Source organism: Chryseobacterium gleum, assembly GCF_900636535.1.
In the GTDB taxonomy this organism is placed as follows: Bacteria; Bacteroidota; Bacteroidia; order Flavobacteriales; family Weeksellaceae; genus Chryseobacterium; species Chryseobacterium gleum.
This window is the reverse complement of the sequence record NZ_LR134289.1, coordinates 2,943,929-2,966,132: the sequence shown is the minus strand read 5'-3', so window position 1 is coordinate 2,966,132 and position 22,204 is coordinate 2,943,929. Positions and strand designations below refer to the sequence as shown.

The following is a 22,204-nucleotide window of genomic DNA, read 5'->3' as shown; positions in this document are numbered from 1 at the left end:
TTATTTGTGTAAAAAAGCTTAGTTAACTTTTGTAAGAGTAAAGCGCTGTTTTGTAGAAGGCTGAACCGTTTGATCCGTAGTGCCGATTATAATCGGGGTAAGATTCGTTGTTAAACCATCTTTTACCTCCAATCTTAATGCCGGCGCATTCTTGGGAGCGAATCCAAAACCATTGTTCCCAAGATTAAATAATAACCATTTCTGGGAATCTGTATTAGCATTGGTTCTTAATTCAACAGCTGTTCCACTTGTTGTTCCGTTACCTTTTACAGTCAGTACTTTTGAAGGATCCAGTATGGATTTGATGATGTAATACCCATGATCTGATTTGCTGAAAGTAAACCTCTGGTTATTTCCTGTAGATGCTGAATAAAGAATTACGCTGGTGCCGTCTGTAGTAGAACTTCCGGAAATATCTACATTTTTATCATTCGCTAAAGCTGTTGTCATAGTATAAGTTCCGTTGATTGCAGAGCTTGCATTGACTGGTCCGTACAAATGATTGATTCCTGCATAATCACCTGCAGATAATCCTGTTCTTTGCTTGGTAAATGTAGATCCGTCAAGTTTAGTCATTACAGGCTGGCTTGGATCTATAGCAAAATCTGTAGACTGATACATCATGACTGAACCGAAATCAAACGCACCATATCCTGCGTAATCATTGTAAAGGTTGAAGTTATGGCGGCTTCCTTCTACGGCTTTGTTAACATCTACAATTATGTACTGGTCTCTGTCCGGACGACACTGTTCATGCATGATTCCCATGGAATGCATTATTTCGTGGGCGATAATGGCGGGATATGTGATATTATAAATTTTAATACCGTTTACTCTGTTTTTCTGCCATCCAAGCGGAGAGCTGTTGGAGGTTGTATAAGTAAAGGTGATGTATTCCGTTTGGTTCGTACGTTGAACAAACTGCATACTGGTTTGAGAAGAGATCATATCAAACGCTTTGTTGATATTGGTAAGGAACGTATTATAATTCTGGGTGCTCATAGTTCCCTGGCTGGGTAACGTATAATAGACTGTTGCATTCGGCCATGTCTTAATAAATGAGCTTACAATAGTGCTTTTTTCAGTCGTGGATATTTCAGAATTGGCCTGCATTTTTAACTTGTCAAACTGCTCGGCGCTAATCGTAATATCATCTGCATAAAAATATTCACCATTTACTTCATTAACGTAGGTATATTTTCCGTTAATTAATAATTTGTGAATCTTTGTATTGTCCAGTTTTGTTGTTGTTTGATCTATTGAATCTGATTGTGCATTTTCAATATCCGACCTGCATGAATTCAGTGCCAGAACAAGGCATCCTGATAAGAGTAATAGTTTGCTTTTCATATTATTTAATATTGGTTGGTGATCTGGTTTTAAATATGAACAGCTATATTATTACCCACGCAAAAGGTTAAATCTTCATTATAATTCAGCTGTGTGCTGTAAATATATTAATAAAAGATTATTATTGTATATAACATAATATAATGATTGTTTTATTAGATTATTATGAAATAAATGTAAATGTTTCGTTAATTAATTTGAAATATTTTATTTTTTACTATTAAATTTAAAATTAAGTTATTTCACTAATATTTGATTTGCAAATGAAAGTTGTACTTTATACTACTATAGAGTTGATTTTGTTGATGAATTAATAAAATGCACTGAAATTTGTAAGGCTATAAACTCCAAATAATGCTGTCTTATGAACATGCATTTTTGTAAGAGTTGAATTGAATATTCCTTTAATTAAGAATATAAAAAAAGCGGGGTAAATACCCCGCTTTACATTTATGCTTTTAAGTTCAATTGTAATTCCAGTTCGTCTAGCTGTGCATCGGCAATAGAAGCAGGAGCATCAATCATTACATCTCGTCCTGAATTGTTCTTAGGGAAAGCGATGTAATCTCTGATCACTTCATTTCCGTCAAGAATAGCTACCAGACGGTCAAACCCGAATGCTAAACCTCCGTGTGGCGGTGCGCCATATTTAAACGCATTCATTAGGAATCCAAACTGAGCTTCAGCTTCTTCTCTGGTAAATCCTAATAAATCAAACATTTTAGACTGAAGATCTTTATCAAAAATTCTGATAGAACCTCCACCGATTTCGTTTCCGTTCAGAACCATATCATATGCGTTGGCTCTTGCTTTTCCAGGATCAGTTTCCAATAAATGAATATCTTCCGGCTTCGGAGAAGTGAAAGGGTGGTGCATTGCATGATATCTTTCAGTTTCTTCGTCCCATTCCAACAGAGGGAAGTCAACAACCCAAAGTGGTGCAAACTCATTGCCTTTTCTTAATCCTAAACGGTTACCAAGTTCCATTCTCAACGCAGAAAGCTGAGCTCTTACTTTGTTTTCGTTTCCGGAAAGAATCAACATTAAGTCTCCTTCTTTTGCCCCGAATTTTTCGATGATTTTCGCTAAATCCTCTTCATTGTAGAATTTGTTTACCGATGAGGTTTTTACTCCATCATTCTGGAATTTTACCCAAACCATTCCTGAAGCACCAATCTGCGGGCGTTTTACCCAATCAACAAGCTCATCAATCTGCTTTCTTGTATATTCTGCACATCCTTCTACATTGATTCCGACAACCAATTCAGCATCATCAAATATCTTAAAGTCTTTTCCTTTTACAAGCTCATTCAGTTCTACGAACTCCATTCCGAAACGGATATCCGGTTTGTCGTTTCCGTATTTTCTCATCGCATCTGCGAAAGTCATTCTTGGAAAATCTCCGAATTCCTGACCTGTAATATCTTTTAAAAGAGTCTTAGTCATTCCTTCGAATACATTCATAACATCTTCCTGCTCTACAAAAGCCATTTCACAGTCGATCTGTGTAAATTCCGGCTGTCTGTCAGCTCTTAAATCCTCATCACGGAAACATTTTACAATCTGGAAATATTTGTCCATTCCACCTACCATCAAAAGCTGTTTGAAAGTCTGTGGAGACTGTGGCAATGCATAAAACTGTCCCGGATTCATTCTGCTCGGTACAACGAAATCTCTTGCTCCTTCAGGAGTAGATTTGATCAGAACAGGTGTTTCCACTTCAATGAAACCTTCGTCAGACAAATAATTTCTTACTTTCTGCGCCATTTTGTGACGGAAGATCAGTTTATCTTTTACCGGATTTCTTCTGATATCCAGATAACGGTATTTCATTCTTAATTCCTCACCGCCGTCAGTTTCATCTTCAATGGTAAAAGGTGGCAGCTGAGAATCATTCAGAATCGTCAGTTTTTCCACAAGGATTTCAATTTCTCCTGTCGGAATATTAGGATTTTTGCTTACTCTTTCAATAACTTTTCCGGTAGCCTGAATCACAAATTCACGGCCCAGTTTTTTAGCCTCTTCCATCAGTTGTGCTGAAGAACGCTCCTGGTCAAAAACCAGCTGGGTAATTCCGTAACGATCTCGAAGATCTACCCAAATCATAAATCCTTTATCACGGATAGTCTGTACCCATCCTGATAGTGTAACTTCTTCATTCAGATTTTTCAGAGATAGCTCTCCGTTGGTGTGTGATCGAAACATAATTATTTGTTTAAAGTTCAATGTTTAAGGTCCAATTGCGGACCTTGAATTTTTCGTTGGCAAAGATAAGATTTTTGCAGGTTTTATAAATAAAAAAAACTTCCTTTCGGAAGTTTCATATATTGTTTTTAGATTTTTTAATCTCTATTGCCGCCTTTTGCGATCAGAATTTTCTTTATTTCTTCACTGCCTTTTGTTTCGTCAGCTACTTCAAGAGGTGTTTTATTCTGACATTTTTTGTTAACATTGGCTTTATTGTCCAAAAGGAAATTCAGAATATTCTTTCTGTCAGCCATCACACTGAAACCAAGAGGTGAATAAAGTATATCTCCAACAAGGAAACATTTGTTGTAATCTCCCGGTGCAAACTGTTTTTTAAATGTTGCTATATCATCAGAATAAATGGCTTTCATCTTTTCCTGAGTCATTCTCTGGGCAGATAGCATGCTTCCGGACAGTAACATTCCAAATAGAAAGATAGTAGAGATTATTTTTTTCATAAGAATAATTTTTAAGAATATACAAATCTAAATTAAATTTTATTACCAATTGCTAAGTTTTTCTAATAATTGGATTTGTATTTTTGAGATTATCTAAATTAATAATTGTGAAATGACAAAATATGTTGAATTTTTGAAAAAAGCGTTTAGCGGGGAAGAGACAGATTTTACCAGAGTAAATATCAGAAGTGCCGTATTGCTTTTAGCTATTCCCATGATGCTGGAAATGGCTATGGAGTCCGTATTTGCGCTTGTAGATCTTTATTTTGTCGGCCATTTGAAAGAAAGTGGTTTTGCTATCCAGACAGTTGGGCTTACGGAATCTGTACTTTCAGTAATGTATTCTATTGCGATAGGGATGAGCATGGCAGCAACAGCTTTGGTGGCAAGGAGAATCGGGGGAAAAAATCCGGAACAGGCTTCCAGAAGTGCTGCGCAGGTATTGCTTGTTTCCTTTGCTATTACGTTTGTTTTAAGTTTACTGGGAGTGATCTATGCAGAAAAAATTCTGATTCTGATGGGGGCTAAACCAGAGGCTGCATATTATGGAAAGAATTTTACCAGGATTATGATGGGAAGCAGTACGATTATCATGCTTTTGTTTTTAATCAATGGGATTTTCAGGGGAGCTGGAAATGCGATGATTGCGATGAAAAGTTTATGGATAGCCAATATTGCCAATATTATTCTTTGTCCGGTTCTGATAAAAGGCCTGGGTCCTGTGCCTGCTTTGGGATTGACCGGAGCTGCTCTGGCAACTACCATAGGACGCAGTATTGGGGTTATTTATCAATTATACCATCTTTTGGTGGCAGATACTCAGATAAGAATAAGACTTTCTTATTTTAAACCCAATTATGAATTAATCCAATCCATCATAAAAATTGCAACACCGGGAATCTTTCAGTTTGTCATTGCTTCTTGCAGCTGGATTTTCCTTGCAGAATTGGTAGCAACTACAGGAGGAGAGAATGCATCGGCAGGTTATCAGACTGCTTTGAGATTAATGATGTTCTTCATGCTTCCGGCCTGGGGATTGAGTAATGCAGCCTCCACATTGGTAGGGCAGAATATGGGAGCTAATGAAATGATGAGAGCTGAACAGTCGGTAATGAAAACCGTAAAATATAATGTCATCTTTATGCTGGCAGTAAGCCTGATATTTATTTTTATGGGAAATTTTTTAGTAGGTTTTTTCACTCAGGAAACAGCCATTAAAGACTTTGCCAAAAATGCGCTTCAGATTATGAGTACCGGATTTATTTTTTATGGAATCGGAATGGTGATGATTAATGCTTTTAATGGTGCTGGTGATACGTGGACTCCAACCTGGGTTAATCTTTTTGGGTTCTGGCTGTTTCAGATTCCTCTGGCCTATTTTTTATCGAAATATTTTGAATTGGGGCCTAAAGGAGTTTTTATTTCAATTCCTGCAGCAGAAACCTTAATTACCATTGTCGCTTTTATTTTATTTAAAAAAGGAAAATGGAAAACGATAAAAGTTTAAGAGGCTGGATGCTGGAAGTCCTGGCAGCCTGAATATTTAAATAGCCTTTTGTTATCAAAATGTCCCGTCCTGAAATAAGTTGACAATTAATCGACTTATTTATGAAAGATCAAGTATTAAAAAGAGAAAAGCGCACACAAAGAGACTACAGTATAGCCTTTAAATTAAGAATAGTTTCTCAAGTAGAAAACGGCGATTACACTTACAAGCAGGCTCAAAAAGAGTATGGTATCCAGGGAAGAAGTACTGTTTTGGTTTGGTTGCGAAGATATGGTAACTTAGAGTGGAGTAAACCTAAACTTCATACTATGCCTAATTCCAAAGAAACACCAGCTCAAAAAATTAAACGTTTAGAAAAAGAACTAGCTGATGAAAAGCTAAAAACCAAGGTTCTTAATACGATGATTGATATCTCAGATAAACAATATGGGACTCAAATCAGAAAAAAGTTTTCCTCCCAACAATCTTCCAACTCCACAGACAAGGAATAAGTATATCAAGACTGTGTAGATTGTTTGGGATAAGCCGTCAGGCTATTTATCAAGCTAAGCAAAGGATTTTAATCCGGGAAAACCAATTACTGAAGGTAAAATTTCTGGTTCAGGAAATACGAATGAAGTTACCTAAATTAGGAACAAGAAAACTTTATCATCTTCTTAAAGAACAGCTCATACAGGAAGATGTCAAATTGGGAAGAGATGCTTTATTTGCCTACTTAAAAAGAGAGAATATGCTAATCCGTAGACAAAAGAAATATATTAAAACAACATTTTCAAAGCATTGGCTTAGAAAGCATCCCAATCTGTTGAAGGATTTGAGAGTAGAAAAAGCGGAACAGGTGTTTGTAAGCGATATAACTTATCTTAAAACCAAAGAATCTACATGTTATTTATCTTTGGTAACAGATGCCTATAGTAGAAAGATCATGGGATATTCATTAAGTTCAAATATGAACACTGAAAATGTTGCGAAAGCTTTAAAAATGGCAATAAAAAATAGAGGTTCAAGTGGCCCATTAATTCATCATTCAGATAGAGGTTTGCAATATTGCTCTGGTTATTACCAGAAAATACTTAATAAGAATGAAATCAAACCGTCAATGACTGATGGTTATGATTGCTATCAAAATGCACTGGCAGAAAGGGTGAATGGAATATTGAAACAAGAATTCCTTTTTTATAAAACAAAGAATATGCAAGATCTAAACTCATTAGTAAAAGAAAGTATTTATCTTTATAATACTAAAAGACCACATCTAAGCCTTAATATGCAAACTCCAGATAAAGTGCATAAAAAATCCGAAGAAATAAAATATCTCTCCGGATTAAATATTGTTTAATTTATGTCAACCTATTTTAGGACGACTCAAAATGAAAAAAGATAAGTGATCTGCAGATTGAGAGTCGAAACAGATAACCTGATAGTAACTTCCAGCCTCCCACTTCCAGCTTCCTTCTTATTTTATAAAACTTTAACAGCTTCTTTAATTGGATTTTAGCGCTGTATTTTTTAAATTCGTAGGAACAACAAATACATCATACTATGGGAAAAGGAGACAAAAAATCAAGAAGAGGAAAGATTAATTCCGGAAGTTATGGTAAAAGAAGACCTAAAAAAGCCTCAAAATCTTTTGTAGCTTCTGAAGAAAAATCTAAAAAGTAATTAAAAATAAAAAGACCGAAGATTATATCTCCGGTCTTTTTTATGAAAATTAAATTAATTATTTACCTCCAAGAATATTACCAAGGATGCTGCCTAAGCCACCACCTCCTTGTTGCTGGTTTCCACCGCCGCCCAATACACTTCCCAGTATATCATTCAGGGGATTTCCAGATGATTGAGATTGTCCGCCGCCTAAAACACTTCCAAGAATATCATTTAAAGGATTAGACTGCTGAGCCTGAGCCTGATTTGAAGCATTTCCAAGGATTCCTCCCAACAAATCTCCCAAGCCGCCTGCTCCTACATTATTTTGTTGCTTTTGTTGACCGATGTAACCCATTACAACAGGTGCAAGCATAGCAAGAATAGGTCCAATTTTATCTATTGAAATCCCGGTGTTTTGTGACAACTGGTTTTCGACAGTACTTTTTTGTCCGCCAAAGATATGATCAAGAATAGATCCGCCTTCAGCCTGTCTTGCTTCAATTTGTGAAGCGTCATTTAAAATACTTCCGTTATGGTCTTTATCTAAAGCATTATTTAAAGCTTCTGCTTCTTTTGCATCCTGAGACTTATTTCTAAGGTAAGAAATAATAAGAGGGGTCGCTACAGCTAATAGGGCGATCACCTGGTTTTTGCTGATTCCGAATTTGTTTTCAGCCTGTTCAGCAACCTGGTTGCCTGTATTCCCTGTAAGTAGGTCAATTAAACTCATTTTTTGTGTTTATTTAGTATTAAGTACACCAAAGTTATCAAAAAATATGCCTCATAAAATGACCGTCTTTCATAATTATTGTTAAAGTTTTCTGATCTGTTCCTCTGTATATCCTTTGCTTTTTAGCAGCTTTATATATTCTACAGCACTATTGGTCATCCATTCAATAGATTCCGGTGCCTGTTTTTTATCAATGGTAAACTCCAGAATCCCTACATTGTTGTTCATCCATGGAAGCACATAATAAGAGAGCCCGCCTTTATACTCCTTAAAGGAATGGAATTCTTTTCCTTTCTCTGTTAAGGATATGACTTTATAAAGCAGAAGATATCCCACAGGAATTAACAGACAAATCCATGAAAATTTTCTCAGATGAGCATACTTTGCAGCAGAAAGACCATACCCGATAGACAAAGCAAAAATAATATTGAAAGGCAGGAAGAAAACGTAATTGTCTGATACTGCATAAAAGGTTGAAAATCCATATACACATATAGCTCCCACTGCAAAAACAAAAAACATTTTTCTATTGGCCTTGTACAGAAATAAGATACCTGCGACTCCGAAAAATGTAAAAAGGTTGAAATTATAAATAAGATATACAAAAGATTGAAAAAAATCCTTTACATATTGAATGAAATCTTTTCTCAGAGAATCTTCTACCCATGTTCCCTGGTCAGAACTATAAGGAGATTTGAAAGGAAGCCCCTGGGATATATTTAAAATGAATAATGAAATGAATAGCAGAATAAAAATCAATAATGATGCTGCCGCATATTTTTTTTCATTCCTGAAATAAAATAGAAAGACCAGTAAGGCAGGAATCAGAAGAATATTCTGAATATGCACCCATAAGCTTATCCCTAAAAATAAACTGCTTAACAGGATATATATTCTTTTGTTTTCAGTAAAACTTCTGATAACCGAAAAGAAAAAAAGACTTACCCAAAGCGAATTATAAGTATATACTTCTACGATTTCAGCATTTCTCCAAAAGGTAAAACTGAAACCAAATACAAAAGCAGCCGTAATAGATGCCCATTCTTTTTTTGAAATACTTTTTACTGTAAGATAAATGACAGAAACTGTAGCTGCTGCCGAAGAAACTACTAAAAACCGGCTTGCTTCAATTGCGTTGATGCCTGCCAGATTTTTAATGAAAATAACAGTATTAATATATAAAAAGTGACTGGTTGCAGTAGCGGTTGTTTCCCATAGGCCTTTTTCTGCACTCAGTACAAATCCTATACAGTCAGCAAAAGGAATTTTTGAAAAACTTCCACAATAATAAATACCAAGAAAAATAATAAATAAAAATACAGCTGATAAAGATTTGTTCATATCAGTTCTTTACAATGGGAACATTAGAACAAGCTTCTCCGAACATCAGCGATTTTACTATTGGTTTTAATTGTTCTACCAATTCAATATAAGCATTTTCAGGAATTTCCTTATCAGAGCAGCCTTTTACAAGCACTCTTTTTCCTCTCATTTCCTCAAAATCATAAGTCTGGATAGCATTATGCATTAAAATAACCTCCAGATCTTCCCTGCTTCCAAAAACTATTTTCCTGGCCACGTCTGTAAGTTTTGCTGTTAAAACAAAATAAGCCCAAAGTGGAATAATAGTATCTACAGAATTGTAGATGTATATATAAGTGTCTTTATACTGTTCAGTATCTATTGCATCTACCTTTTCACGGAAATCTTTTTCTTTGAGAATCATCTCCTGAAAAAGAAAATCTTTAAGGTCAATACCCTTTCTTTCCCCTTTTGGAAGTAAAGTGGTAAGGTCAAAATTGATAAGGCCGCTTTCTGCAACTTTATTCCTGATTTCAAATTCTTCTGACATTTTTTATCATTATCTTTGAACAAATTTACGAATTAAGATCATATCTGTCTTAATTTGTTCTCTATCCTTACTATAGAAATGAAATATTATATTATTGCAGGAGAAGCTTCCGGTGATTTGCATGGAAGCAACCTGATGAAAGCCTTGAAACATAAAGATCCTAATGCGGAATTCAGATTTTGGGGAGGTGATCTGATGAAAGCTCAGGGTGGAACATTGGTAAAACATTATCGTGACCTTGCTTTTATGGGATTTCTGGAAGTTGTGATGAACCTCCGCACTATTCTGAATAATATCAAATTCTGTAAAGAGGATATTCAGAAGAACAGACCTAATGTTTTGATTCTGGTAGATTATCCGGGTTTTAACCTGAGAATTGCCAGATTTGCCAAAGAGCTTGGAATCAAAGTCGTCTACTATATTTCTCCGCAACTTTGGGCGTGGAAAGAAGGCCGTGTAGAGATTATTAAAAAATATGTGGATGAAATGATGGTCATCCTTCCTTTTGAAGAAGATTTTTACAGAAAACATGGAGTCCATTCTCATTTTGTAGGACATCCTTTGCTGGATGCTATCTCAGATTTGCAGGAAATCAGTGTTGAAAAATTCAAATCTGAAAACGGACTCAATGAAAAAGAAATCATTGCTCTTTTACCGGGTTCCAGAGAACAGGAAGTGGAAAAGATGCTTGAAATGATGCTTTCTGTAAGACCGCAATTTCAAAACTATCAGTTTGTGATTGCCGGAGCGCCAAGTCTTCCGAAAGAATTTTATCAGAAATATGTGGATGATAATGTTCACTTCGTTTCCAATAAAACCTATGACTTGCTAAGATGTTCAAAGGCGGCTCTCGTAACTTCCGGAACGGCTACTCTGGAAACCGCTTTGCTGAACATTCCTGAAGTGGTTTGTTATCGCGGAAGCAAAATTTCTTATGCCATTGCAAAAAGACTGGTGAAAAATATCAATTACATTTCTCTGGTTAACCTAATTATGGACAGAGAAGTGGTGAAAGAACTGATTCAAAACGATCTGAATACTAAAAATCTGGTAACAGAACTCAATAAAATTCTTACAGGAGAAAAAAGAGAGCAGGTTCTGAATGACTACCATCTTCTGAGAGAAAAACTTGGTGGAAAAGGAGCCAGTGAACATGCTGCTGAGGTAATCTTGAAAGTGTAATATTACCAAGGTCTTTGAGAATTTAATTACTTTTTAACTATGAATTATTTTAGCCGTTTCCTGCTACTACTGACAATTACATTTTTTTCAAACAGCTTTGCTCAGCAGAATGATGAAAGAGATAAAGTCCAGATATTTTATTACGGATGGTACGGAAATCCTGCAACAGATGGAAGTTATCAGCACTGGAATCATGAGATCCTTCCTCATTGGAATAATCCGAAATGGAATAACCTCGGGCACCATAAAGGAAGAGATGATATTGGTGCTAATTTTTATCCGGCACTGGGGAATTACAGCTCCAATGACCCAAAGATCATTGAGAAGCATATGAAAATGATCAGGGATGCCGGAGTGGGAGTAGTTGTAGTAAGCTGGCTGGGAAAAGATTCATATACAGATAAAAGTCTTAACAAATATCTGAATATTGCAGACCGGTTTAATTTAAAAATAGCATTCCATATAGAGCCTTTCTATAAAAATACAGCAGAATTAAAAGAACAGCTTTCTTATCTCATAAAAACCTATTCTCATCATCACGCTTTCTATAAAAAAGAGGGGAAACCACTTTTCTATATGTATGATAGTTATAAAATTCCTAAGGAAGAATGGGCTGAAATACTATCCAAAAACGGAAAAAAAACAGTTAGAAATACAGATTTAGATGCTGTTTATATCGGGCTTTGGGTTGAAAAAGATGATGCGAAATTTTTTGATTCAGCAGGTTTTGACGGCTTTTATACCTATTTTGCCAGCGAAGGTTTTGTGTATGGAAGTACAATTGCCAACTGGGATTTTATGGCAAGTTTTGCTAAAGAGCATCACCTGATTTTTATCCCTTGTGTTGGGCCGGGCTATTCAGATACAAGAATACGTCCATGGAATGAAGCTAACTTTAAAAGCAGAAACAATGGAAAGTATTACGAAAATATGTTTGATGCTGCCATCAAAGTTAATCCGGATTTCATTGGAATCACATCATTCAATGAATGGCATGAAGGAACACAGATAGAGCCAGCTGTTCCTAAAAAAGCAGGGGATTTCAAATATGAAGATTATGGGAAAGATCCTTTATTTTATATTAAAGAAACAAAGCGTTTGACGGATAAATTTCTGAAAAAGAGATAACATACTTTCAAACGTAATTTTTGTAAAAATAAATTAAGCGTTCTGTTGACATCTTTGATGGATAACGAGGCGCCTATCAGTTATTAAGGAGATAATACATCACTCATTAATTATCTAATTTTTACAGATAATTAATTGGAATTGCAAAAACAACCTCTTCTTATTCTCGCAGTATGCTTTATTCTTGGAATTTTTTTCCAGGATGAAATGGTGTTGGCAGAATATGCTATTTATTGGGCTACTGCAATTTGTTTAATCCTTCTGGCTATAGTATGCTTTCATTCTTATTTTCTGTACAAAACCAGGACAGCTTTACTGATGCTTTTATTTTTTGGAGCGGGAATTATTCTTCATTATTATAATTCCTTTTCATCAGATGAACATTCGCAGATAAAGCAAAAAGAAATAATTGTTTTTAAGATTTCTCAAAAACTGAACTCTACGGAAAAATATAGAAAATATGAAGGAACAGCACAAACCGGAAACAAAAGTTTAAGTTCAATTTTTTATGTTCCAAGAGATTATAAAGAGCTGGATTTTATTCATTACTACAAGACTGAGGCTTATATTACACAGCCTAAAGCTCCTCAATATGATTTTCAGTTTGATTACGTCCGGTATCTCGCAAGAAAACATATTTATTATCAGACTTATATTTCAAAAGAAGTCGGATCTGCAGAACGGTATGATTTAACAATAACAGATAAGTTGCGGCAATACAGGTTTAAAGTTCTTAACAGAATTGATAAAACCGGAATGTCAGGAAAAAGCAAAGAATTTTTAAAAGGCCTTATTCTGGCGGATCGAACAGAAATTGATGCGGATACTGTCAGAGATTTTAATAAATCCGGGTTGGTTCATTTTCTGGCGATCTCCGGAACCCATATTGTTGTGATTTTCGGGATGTTTTACTTTTTGCTGATTCGTTTTACCCCTTTAAGCTTCAGAAAATATGCAATGGTTATCAGTTTGGCTTTTATCTGGCTGTTTGCTGCTTTTATCGGATTTGGAAATTCGGTTCTGCGTTCCTGTATTATGCTCAGTGTTTATTTTACCTTCATTTTACTTCAACGGAAATCGGATCTTCTTCATTCATTGGCATTATCAGCCTTCTTTATTTTAATTGCTGATACACAACAACTTTTTGATGTAGGATTTCAGCTCAGCTTTTTAGCTGTTTTGGGAATTTTTTGGTTGAATCAGCCCTTGTTAAAATACTTTCCCAGGCAAGATAGTTATATCAAAAAAATACTGTTTAATACCATTACAGTATCTCTGTCGGCTCAGCTGGCAACACTGCCTGTTGTGCTGTATTATTTTCATCAGTTTTCATTGATCTCGATCATTGCGAATTTTGTTATAGTTCCTTTCTCCGAAATCATTATTGTGTTTTCATTCTTAATGACTGCGCTCATTTCTGCCAGCGCCGATTTTGAATTGATAAACAGGTTATATGATTTTGTGATTCAGATTTTACTCAAGATGATCCATTGGTTTGCTGAGGTAGATGTATTGTTCTTTGAAAATATTCCGATGAATGGGATAGAAGTACTGTCTGTTTCTGTTGTTATTTTTTTACTAAGACCTTTGATACTGAAATTTAATTTTAAAAATTCAATGACATTGATAATGGCCGCTTTAGTATTTCTGATGATAAGAACGGGGAGTACAGCTTTTGAAAACTGTAAAGAAGAAATATTGGTTCATACCTTTGGTAAAAACAAAGTTTTCTCCATAAAAACGGGGAGTAAAGTATCTTTCTGGATTTCGGATATGAAAAGTGAGTCGAAGATTGTACAGTATGTCATCAATCCCTATTGTGCTTCCAGACGAGTGAAATATTTTGAGATAAAAAGCATGTCATCCTCTGCCCAAAAAGTGGTTTTCAGAGATAAAATTTACCATCTGAAATGATGGTTCTTAAGATAGAGATTTTCGTGCATTTATAATGGATGAATTCTTATTTAGAAAGATTACAAACTGTCTAATTGTGAGATTTCTCACTTTTTGATATTGTTAAACTTTCTTAATTTTGTGGAAATTCAAATTTAAACTTATATGGCAGGTTTAACGAGTTCTACGATAGGTAGAAAATATGCTATGGCATTATCAGCTCTATTTTTGCTGATTTTTCTTATACTGCATTTGACGACCAATTTGTTATCAGTTCTGAATCGTGATGCATTCAATACAGCATCAGATTTTATGGGCTATAATCCTTTTGTGCAGTTCTTAATGCAGCCTATTCTTGGTTTTGCAGTAATTTTCCATTTCATTATGGGGTTTGTGTTGGAAATTAAGAATAATAAAGCGCGTCCTATAAAGTACGCATCTAACAATCCTTCTGTGAACTCTTCATGGATGTCCAGAAATATGATTATTTCAGGAGCAGTTGTTTTAGCTTTTCTAGTGCTTCACTTTTACGATTTCTGGTTACACGAGATCAACTACAAGTATGTAGAAGTTTTGACTCCTGATGCAGAACGTTTCTGGCCGGAGCTTCATGAGAAGTTTGCGGATATCTGGAGAGTGGCTTTGTATGTAATTGCTTTTGTTTTATTAGGCTTACACTTAGCTCACGGATTCCAGTCTTCATTCCAGTCTATCGGGGCAAGACATCCAAAATATACACCGGTAATCAAAGCTTTCGGGAAATGGTATTCAATCCTTATTCCTGCAGGGTTTATTTTTATCGCAATTTTTCACTTTGTAACTCAATAATATCAATATACTAATATGAGTAAATTAGATTCAAAAATTCCAGCGGGTCCTTTAAAGGATAAATGGAAAAATCATAAAGACCATATGAACCTTGTTGCACCAAACAACAGAGATAAGATTGATATTATTGTTGTAGGTACAGGTTTGGCAGGAGGTTCTGCAGCAGCTACATTAGCTGAGCAAGGATACAATGTAAAAGCATTCTGCTACCAGGATTCTCCAAGAAGAGCTCACTCTATTGCAGCTCAGGGAGGGATCAACGCAGCTAAGAATTATCAGGGAGACGGTGACTCTACTTACAGATTATTCTATGATACCATCAAGGGTGGTGACTATAGAGCAAGAGAGGCTAACGTTTACAGACTAGCTGAAGTTTCTGCAAATATTATTGACCAGTGTGTTTCCCAAGGAGTTCCTTTCGGGAGAGATTACGGAGGTCAGTTAGATAACCGTTCATTTGGTGGGGTTCAGGTAAAAAGAACTTTCTATGCAAAAGGACAAACCGGACAACAGTTATTATTAGGTGCTTATTCTGCAATGAGCCGTCAGATCGGTAAAGGTAGAATCAAAATGTACAACCGTCATGAAATGATGGATCTTGTAATTGTTGACGGAAAAGCAAGAGGAATTATCGCAAGAAACCTTGTAACAGGTGAAATTGAAAGACATTCTGCTCACGCTGTAGTGATTGCTTCAGGAGGATACGGAAACGTATATTTCCTTTCTACCAACGCAATGGGATCAAACGTTTCTGCAGCTTGGAAAATTCACAAGAAAGGAGCTTACTTCGCAAACCCTTGCTATGTACAGATTCACCCGACTTGTATTCCGGTTCACGGAACACAGCAGTCTAAACTGACTTTGATGTCTGAATCATTAAGAAACTCAGGAAGAATCTGGGTTCCTAAAAAGATTGAAGATTCGGTAGCCATCAGAGAAGGTAAACTGAGACCTGAAAATATTAAAGAAGAAGATAGAGATTATTATTTAGAAAGAAGATATCCTGCATTCGGTAACCTTGTACCTAGAGACGTTGCTTCAAGAGCCGCTAAGGAGAGATGTGATGCCGGATTCGGAATTGAAAATAATGATACAAAAGAAGGTGTTTACCTTGATTTCTCTACAGAGATCATGAAAAAAGGTAGAGAAGCTGCTATCGAAAAACATATTCATAACCCGACAGATCAGCAGATCTATGACCTTGGTAAGAAGTGGGTAGAGGAGAAATACGGTAACTTATTCGTAATGTACGAAAAAATTACAGCGGATGATCCTTACAAAACTCCAATGAAGATCTATCCTGCAGTTCACTATACAATGGGAGGTGTATGGGTTGATTATAACCTTCAGTCTACCATCCCTGGATGTTTCGTAATCGGTGAGGCCAACTTCTCAGATCACGGTGCAAACAGATTGGGAGCTTCTGCATTGATGCAAGGTCTTGCTGACGGATATTTTGTACTTCCTTACACGATTGCAGATTACCTTTCTGCAGATATCAGAACAGGAGCTATTCCTACCAATTCAGGAGCGTTTGACGAAGCTGAGAAAGGAATTAAAGAGAAAATTGATTTCTTCTTAAATAATAAAGGAACTCATTCAGTAGATTATTTCCATAAGAAACTGGGACACATCATGTGGAACAAAGTAGGTATGGGAAGAACTCCTGAAGGATTGAGAGAAGCTATCAAAGAAATCGAAGAAGTAAGAAACGATTTCTGGAAAAACGTAAAAGTACCTGGTGAAGGAGAAGGGATGAATACTGAGCTTGAAAAAGCATTCAGAGTGGCAGACTTCCTGGAACTTGGACAATTAATGGCTATCGATGCACTACACAGAAACGAATCTTGTGGTGGACATTTCCGTGAAGACCATTCAACTCCGGACGGAGAAGCGGAAAGAGATGACGTAAACTACAAATACGTCGGAGCTTGGGAATATCAGGGAGCAGATATCAACGCGGAAGTGTTGCATAAAGAAGAACTGATCTACGAGAACATCGAGGTTAAAACTAGAAGTTATAAATAATCTCCAACCTATAAATATAACATTATGAGTGCAAAAAAAGGCTTACATCTTACGCTGAAAATTTGGAGACAAAAAAATAGTAAAACTAAAGGTCAGTTTGAGACCTATAAAATATCAGATGTATCTACAGACTCTTCATTTTTAGAGATGCTGGATATTCTGAACGAAAATTTAATTAACGAAGGTAAAGAACCTATCGCTTTCGATCACGACTGTCGTGAAGGAATCTGCGGGATGTGTTCCCTTTACATCAATGGTAGAGCTCACGGGCCGGATACAGGAATTACTACCTGCCAGCTTCACATGAGAATGTTCAAAGATGGTGAAACTATCGTTATCGAACCATGGAGAAGTGCTGCTTTCCCGGTTATCAAAGACTTAATGGTGGACAGAAGCGCATTCGACAGAGTAATGGCCGCAGGTGGTTTCATTTCTGTGAATACTTCTGGTAATACATTGGATGCTAATGCTATTCCGGTTCCGAAAGAAGATGCTGACAGAGCAATGGATGCTGCGGCTTGTATCGGATGTGGTGCTTGTGTAGCTACATGTAAAAACGGATCAGCAATGCTTTTCGTAGGAGCTAAGGTTTCTCAGTACGCATTGCTTCCTCAAGGTAGAGTAGAAGCTAAGAGAAGAGTTCTGAACATGGTAAAAGCTATGGATGAAGAAGGATTCGGTAACTGTTCAAACACAGGTGCGTGTGAAGTAGAATGTCCTAAAGGGATTTCGCTTGAAAACATTGCAAGAATGAACAGAGAATACATGGCTGCTCTTGTAGATCAAGGATAGAATTGATTCAAATACATAGAAAATCGCCTTCATTTTTGGAGGCGATTTTTTTATGATAGGGATTGGCCTGTTAAAGTTTGTTAACTTATTGCCGGGTTTTTGCTGTTTTTTATTTATTAAGTATATATTTGGAGCGTAGTTGAATGGGTTTCAAAAAACACGTTCAATTGCTTTTTTACCATGAAAAAGAGATTATTAGACAATACAAATCCTGCTTTTGAACGGTAATAATAAAATTTTTAAAAAAAATTGATAGTGTGAATTAGCAAGCCCTAAAAAGCGTATTTTTGTGTAATATTAAAAATTGAAATGAAAAAATATCTTTTATTGTTTATCATCGCATTTTTTGTGATGTCTTGTTCAAAAAAAGTAGAAGTAAAAGGAAAAATTACTGGAAGCTCACCATTAGAAAGAATTGAATTTGTAGAAGCTTCAGGAGTAGGAACCCTGCCTTTAATTAATATAGGTCTGGATAAAGACGGAAACTTTTCAGGAAATTTTGAAGCTCCTAAAGATGGTATGTACGTAATCAACTATGCGGGCAGACAAAACCTGATCTATCTTGAAGGAGGACAAAAAGTAAATATCTCCGGAAACGGAGCTACTTTCCCAAATGAATTCGTCATTACCGGAGATGCTAAAAAGAACAATGATTTCCTTACAGCTTCTCAGAAGTTTTTAGCTGAATATGGTACTAAGGTTAACTTACAGGTATTAATGAGTGGAGATGAAGCTGCATTTTTGAAAGGGATGCACAAAATTGAAAATGATATTAATAAAAATGTAGATGATCTTGCAAAAAAGAATAATCCAAGTAAAGCACTTTTAGAATGGAAGAAAAACGATGTGAAAGTAACCATTCTTAATTTACTTGCCAATTATGAAATGTCTCACGGGCCAATGTCCGGAAACCCTTCTTACAAAGCTTCTAAAGCTTTCAAAGATTACGAAACACAGTTAGAAACTGATAAAGATGCGATGGTGAAAACTATTCCTCTTTACAGACAGTATCTTCTTGTAAAAATGACTCCAGATTTCCAGAAATATGCTGAAGCAAACAGCAAGGGAAAAACAGGAATTACAACTTCTGAGATGTTCGCTCAGTATTTAAAAACTAAGAAAGATTTGTCTCAGACTGCAAAAGATTATCTTTTGGCATTTGTAATGGCTCAGGCTGATATTCATCCTACAACTCCTGCTGCAAACATTGATAAGATTAAAAAGATTATCGATTCAGATATTAAAGATGCTACGATTAAAAGTGATCTTTTAAAAATGCAGGTGGCTATTACAGGACTTAAAATCGGAGAAGCAGCTCCTGAAGCGACTTTGGTAAAACAAGACGGAAAGGCATATAAACTTTCTGAAAACAAAGGTAAACCTTATATGCTGTTCTTCTATGCTTCATGGAATCCTTACATCAGCGAAGCTACAGTACCAGTATTGAAAGAAGTGGTGAACTTCTACAAGTCTAAAATGAATTTTGTATATGTAAACGTTGACGATACAAAAGATCAGTTCATTAAGACAAGCAACTCTCTGTTAAAAGGAATTCAGGGAGTAAATGTTTACGGAGAAGGAGGTTTGAACTCTGATATTGCTAAGAAATATGGAGTATACGGATTCAAATTACCTTGCTTTGTCATCATTGATAAAGATGGTAAAATTGCCAGCAGATCTTTCGTAAATCTTGGTGAGCAGGAATTAGTAACTATTCTGGATAAACAAACAGGTCTTTCAGCGCCAAAAGTAGATCCGAATGTTCAAATGCAGCCACAATTACAGCTTGATCCTTCTGCCGCACAGCAGAAAGCTCCACAGCCAGCAAATCCGCAGCCGGCTCCGACAAAATAATAAACTTTAACACAGTATAGAAACCTTATCTTCGGATAAGGTTTTTTTTATTGTATTTTTGCAAACTGAAACGTAAGGTTTCAATTAGGAAAATAGAAAATTTTAGAATGAGCAGGAAGAAAAAAAGAGATATAGTTCTTGAAAATATAAAGCTGTTAACAGCCGGTGCAAAAGGCGTTGCAATCGGAAGAACAGACGAAGGTAAGACCGTAATGGTCTCAGGTGCAATTCCAGGTGATGTTGTCAATGTGAGAGTGAAAAAAGCGAAGTCAAAATATTATGAAGGCGAAGCTGTGGAAATTCTTGAAAAATCACCTTACAGAGTAGAGCCTAAATGTATCCACTTCGGTACCTGCGGAGGGTGCAAGTGGCAGAATATGAGCTATGAAAAACAGCTTGATTTTAAACAGGAAGAGGTCTACAATAATATTAAAAGAATCGGCGGTATTGATGATTTTGAAACCGTGCCAATTCTAGGATCTGAAGAGCAGTATTTTTACAGAAATAAAATGGAGTTTTCTTTCTCCAATGCAAGATGGCTTACCCAGTACGAAATCAGTTCTGAAGAAAACTTTGGAAGCAAAGACGCTTTAGGTTTCCATATTCCGGGAATGTGGAGCAAAATTCTTGACCTGAAAGAATGTTTCCTTCAGGAAGATCCTTCCAATGCCATAAGACTGGCTGTAAAAGAATATGGAGTAAACAATGGACTGGACTTCTTTGATGTAAGAAATCAGGAAGGGTTTTTAAGAACCTTAATGATGAGACAGAATTCCAAAGGAGAGTGGATGGTTCTTTTCCAGCTTTACAGAGAAGAAAAAGAAAACAGAGAAAAGCTTTTTGAATTCTTATTAGAGAAATTCCCTCAGATTAAAACGTTGGTGTATGCTATCAATTCTAAACAGAATGATTCTATTTATGATTTGGATATCAATGTATATTTTGGGGAAGGATACCTTATGGAAGAAATGGACGGACTGCAGTTTAAAATCGGCCCGAAATCGTTCTTTCAGACCAACTACAAGCAGGCTTTGGAACTGTATAGAAAAACTCTGGAGTTCGCAGACCTGAAAGGAGATGAAGTGGTGTATGACCTTTACACAGGAACAGGAACAATTGCGCAGTATGTAGCAAGAAACGCAAAACAGGTCATCGGAATAGAATCTGTGCAGGAAGCGATAGATGCAGCTATAGAACATGCTGCATTGAACGGACTTACCAATACAACATTCTATTGTGGAGATATGAAAGATATCTTCAATGATGAATTCATGGCTAATCACCCTAAAGCAGATGTATTAATCACAGATCCACCAAGAGACGGAATGCACCAGAAGGTGGTAGAACAAATCTTAAAACTTTCACCGGAAAAAGTAGTTTATGTAAGCTGCAACTCAGCAACGCAGGCAAGAGACCTTGCTTTGATGAAAGATCATTATACTTTAGTAAAGATCTTACCGGTAGATATGTTCCCGCAGACACACCATGTTGAGAACATTGCATTGCTTGTTAAAAAATAAATTATTTAAATTTGAATTTCCAAATCTTAATATGAAATACTTTAAATTTCTCATTGTAATCTGTTTTTTAGGGATGCTTTTTTCCTGTGGCGGTGATGATGATATCTGTGAAAGCGGGGAAGGAACTCCCAGAATGAAGGTAGGTTTCAGGACACTGGCAAGCGGAAAAGATACAACCATAGATACTTTGTATGTATCAGTAGACTATGGTGCAGGAAAGGTGGATCTGGGAAAACTTGCAAACATTGATTCCAGGTTAATTCCTTTACGTGTAGACAACTCACCCTATACAGATGTTTATTTCAAAACCAGATTAAAAGGGCCGGAGTCTCATGTAAGAATAAGTTATAGCACAAAGTCAACCTATGTGTCTCCTGGATGCGGAATCAAAAAAACTTATGAAAATTTAACTTCAGAATTAGTAACTCCGAATCCTGTTCAGAAACTGGAAGCCGGACAAAATCAAATAGAGAATGAAGACAAGACTAATCTTTACCTTTCTTTTTAGTTTATTGGGAATAATAAGCTCGGCACAAGAGAAAAAAAAGGAAGCAGAGAAGGAAGTTCATGAGAAATATAAGCCTAATTTTATGGTTGGGCTTGATGTATTGAATACCGGAGTTGGGTTCTTTTCGGACAGAAAACTGTATCAGGGATTTATTTCTTCGAAAATCAGAGGAAATGTACATGCCATTGCAGAAGCAGGTTTTGAAAAAAATATATACCAGAAGAACGGTTATGATGCTAAAGTAAATGGTCCTTTCGTTAAGCTGGGAGCCTTCTACATGTTGGCAAAAGATGCAGAAAATGAATTTAACGGATTTTATGCAGGAGGGAAGGCTGCCGGATCATTCTACAACCAGGAATATATGGCCGTGCCCGTTCGTGGATTTGGAGGAAGTAACTCTTCTGAAGCTTTTCCTTCATCATCGCAGTCTTCTTTCTGGCTTGAGGGAACTATAGGCGGCAGAGTACAGTTATTTAATTCCAACTTCTATATCGACGTGAATCTTCAGCCAAGATATCTGGTGTACACTTCCAAGCAGGACGATATTTCTCCAATGATTGTTCCCGGCTTTGGAAGAAGTTCTTCAAAGTTCAATATGGGATTTGCATGGAATGTTGCTTATAAGTTTTAAAAATAGCAAACCTTAACTTTTAAAATATATAAAATACAAACTTTAGAAT

At 36.1% G+C, this 22,204-nt stretch carries 19 protein-coding genes; 13 read left to right on the top strand and 6 right to left on the bottom strand.

Annotated elements, in window-relative coordinates; all coding sequences use genetic code 11:
- Positions 1-18: 18 nt before the first annotated feature.
- The 3 genes from EL165_RS13505 to EL165_RS13495 all read right to left on the bottom strand — a co-directional run bounded on the left by EL165_RS13505 (position 19) and on the right by EL165_RS13495 (position 4,055).
- On the bottom strand, positions 19-1,350 hold the full coding sequence (locus tag EL165_RS13505) for a M12 family metallopeptidase (RefSeq protein ID WP_002976300.1): 1,332 nt from the start codon (positions 1,348-1,350) through the stop codon (positions 19-21).
- Positions 1,351-1,800: 450 nt separating this feature from the next.
- Positions 1,801-3,555 (bottom strand): aspartate--tRNA ligase, encoded by a 1,755-nt coding sequence (gene aspS / locus EL165_RS13500; RefSeq protein ID WP_002976301.1) that lies wholly within the window; start codon positions 3,553-3,555, stop codon positions 1,801-1,803.
- 137 nt (positions 3,556-3,692) lie between these two features.
- The gene (locus tag EL165_RS13495; RefSeq protein ID WP_002976302.1) at positions 3,693-4,055 is read right to left on the bottom strand and encodes an ankyrin repeat domain-containing protein; all 363 of its coding nucleotides are present in this window, start codon (positions 4,053-4,055) and stop codon (positions 3,693-3,695) included.
- Positions 4,056-4,167: 112 nt separating this feature from the next.
- Here EL165_RS13495 and EL165_RS13490 point away from each other — a divergent pair, with 112 nt between their 5' ends.
- From EL165_RS13490 to EL165_RS13480, 3 genes are all read left to right on the top strand, one after another.
- On the top strand, positions 4,168-5,562 hold the full coding sequence (locus EL165_RS13490) for an MATE family efflux transporter (protein ID WP_002976303.1): 1,395 nt from the start codon (positions 4,168-4,170) through the stop codon (positions 5,560-5,562).
- A gap of 101 nt (positions 5,563-5,663) precedes the next feature.
- Positions 5,664-6,901, top strand: a protein-coding gene (locus EL165_RS13485; RefSeq protein ID WP_429825934.1) for an IS3 family transposase whose coding sequence is annotated in 2 segments (ribosomal slippage) — positions 5,664-6,012 and positions 6,012-6,901 — 1,239 coding nt in all. Because the reading frame shifts where the segments join, the coding sequence is not laid out codon by codon here.
- Between the two features lie 203 nt (positions 6,902-7,104).
- Positions 7,105-7,224 carry a 30S ribosomal protein THX gene (locus tag EL165_RS13480; RefSeq protein ID WP_002976304.1) on the top strand — a complete coding sequence of 40 codons (120 nt, stop codon included), beginning with the start codon at positions 7,105-7,107 and terminating at the stop codon, positions 7,222-7,224.
- A 58-nt stretch (positions 7,225-7,282) separates the two neighbouring features.
- On the opposite strand, the gene EL165_RS13475 is transcribed toward EL165_RS13480, so the two are convergent.
- The 3 genes from EL165_RS13475 to EL165_RS13465 all read right to left on the bottom strand — a co-directional run bounded on the left by EL165_RS13475 (position 7,283) and on the right by EL165_RS13465 (position 9,791).
- Positions 7,283-7,939, bottom strand: a complete 657-nt coding sequence (locus tag EL165_RS13475) for a DUF937 domain-containing protein (protein ID WP_002976305.1) — start codon at positions 7,937-7,939, stop codon at positions 7,283-7,285.
- Between the two features lie 81 nt (positions 7,940-8,020).
- Entirely contained in the window at positions 8,021-9,280 is a 1,260-nt protein-coding gene (locus EL165_RS13470; RefSeq protein WP_002976306.1) for a protein O-mannosyl-transferase family, read from the bottom strand.
- A 1-nt stretch (position 9,281) separates the two neighbouring features.
- Entirely contained in the window at positions 9,282-9,791 is a 510-nt protein-coding gene (locus EL165_RS13465; RefSeq protein ID WP_002976307.1) for a DUF2480 family protein, read from the bottom strand.
- A gap of 78 nt (positions 9,792-9,869) precedes the next feature.
- Here EL165_RS13465 and lpxB point away from each other — a divergent pair, with 78 nt between their 5' ends.
- The 10 genes from lpxB to EL165_RS13415 all read left to right on the top strand — a co-directional run bounded on the left by lpxB (position 9,870) and on the right by EL165_RS13415 (position 22,155).
- Positions 9,870-10,973, top strand: a complete 1,104-nt coding sequence (lpxB, locus tag EL165_RS13460; protein ID WP_002976308.1) for a lipid-A-disaccharide synthase — start codon at positions 9,870-9,872, stop codon at positions 10,971-10,973.
- Between the two features lie 39 nt (positions 10,974-11,012).
- Positions 11,013-12,101, top strand: coding sequence for a glycoside hydrolase family 99 protein (locus EL165_RS13455; RefSeq protein ID WP_002976309.1), 1,089 nt, complete (start codon positions 11,013-11,015; stop codon positions 12,099-12,101).
- A gap of 141 nt (positions 12,102-12,242) precedes the next feature.
- Positions 12,243-14,015: a ComEC/Rec2 family competence protein gene (locus EL165_RS13450; protein WP_126358643.1), complete on the top strand. Its 1,773-nt coding sequence runs from the start codon at positions 12,243-12,245 to the stop codon at positions 14,013-14,015.
- A gap of 144 nt (positions 14,016-14,159) precedes the next feature.
- Positions 14,160-14,822 (top strand): succinate dehydrogenase cytochrome b subunit, encoded by a 663-nt coding sequence (locus EL165_RS13445; protein WP_002976313.1) that lies wholly within the window; start codon positions 14,160-14,162, stop codon positions 14,820-14,822.
- A gap of 15 nt (positions 14,823-14,837) precedes the next feature.
- The gene (locus EL165_RS13440) at positions 14,838-16,850 is read left to right on the top strand and encodes a fumarate reductase/succinate dehydrogenase flavoprotein subunit (RefSeq protein WP_002976315.1); all 2,013 of its coding nucleotides are present in this window, start codon (positions 14,838-14,840) and stop codon (positions 16,848-16,850) included.
- Positions 16,851-16,874: 24 nt separating this feature from the next.
- Positions 16,875-17,642: a succinate dehydrogenase/fumarate reductase iron-sulfur subunit gene (locus EL165_RS13435; protein ID WP_002976316.1), complete on the top strand. Its 768-nt coding sequence runs from the start codon at positions 16,875-16,877 to the stop codon at positions 17,640-17,642.
- 309 nt (positions 17,643-17,951) lie between these two features.
- The gene (locus EL165_RS13430) at positions 17,952-19,496 is read left to right on the top strand and encodes a TlpA family protein disulfide reductase (RefSeq protein WP_002976318.1); all 1,545 of its coding nucleotides are present in this window, start codon (positions 17,952-17,954) and stop codon (positions 19,494-19,496) included.
- Positions 19,497-19,603: 107 nt separating this feature from the next.
- The gene (gene rlmD, locus EL165_RS13425) at positions 19,604-21,016 is read left to right on the top strand and encodes a 23S rRNA (uracil(1939)-C(5))-methyltransferase RlmD (protein WP_002976320.1); all 1,413 of its coding nucleotides are present in this window, start codon (positions 19,604-19,606) and stop codon (positions 21,014-21,016) included.
- Between the two features lie 31 nt (positions 21,017-21,047).
- The gene (locus EL165_RS13420; protein ID WP_041461579.1) at positions 21,048-21,524 is read left to right on the top strand and encodes a DUF6452 family protein; all 477 of its coding nucleotides are present in this window, start codon (positions 21,048-21,050) and stop codon (positions 21,522-21,524) included.
- Positions 21,490-22,155, top strand: coding sequence for a DUF6048 family protein (locus tag EL165_RS13415; protein WP_002976325.1), 666 nt, complete (start codon positions 21,490-21,492; stop codon positions 22,153-22,155). The genes EL165_RS13420 and EL165_RS13415 overlap by 35 nt, the downstream gene beginning before the upstream one ends.
- Positions 22,156-22,204: the final 49 nt, after the last annotated feature.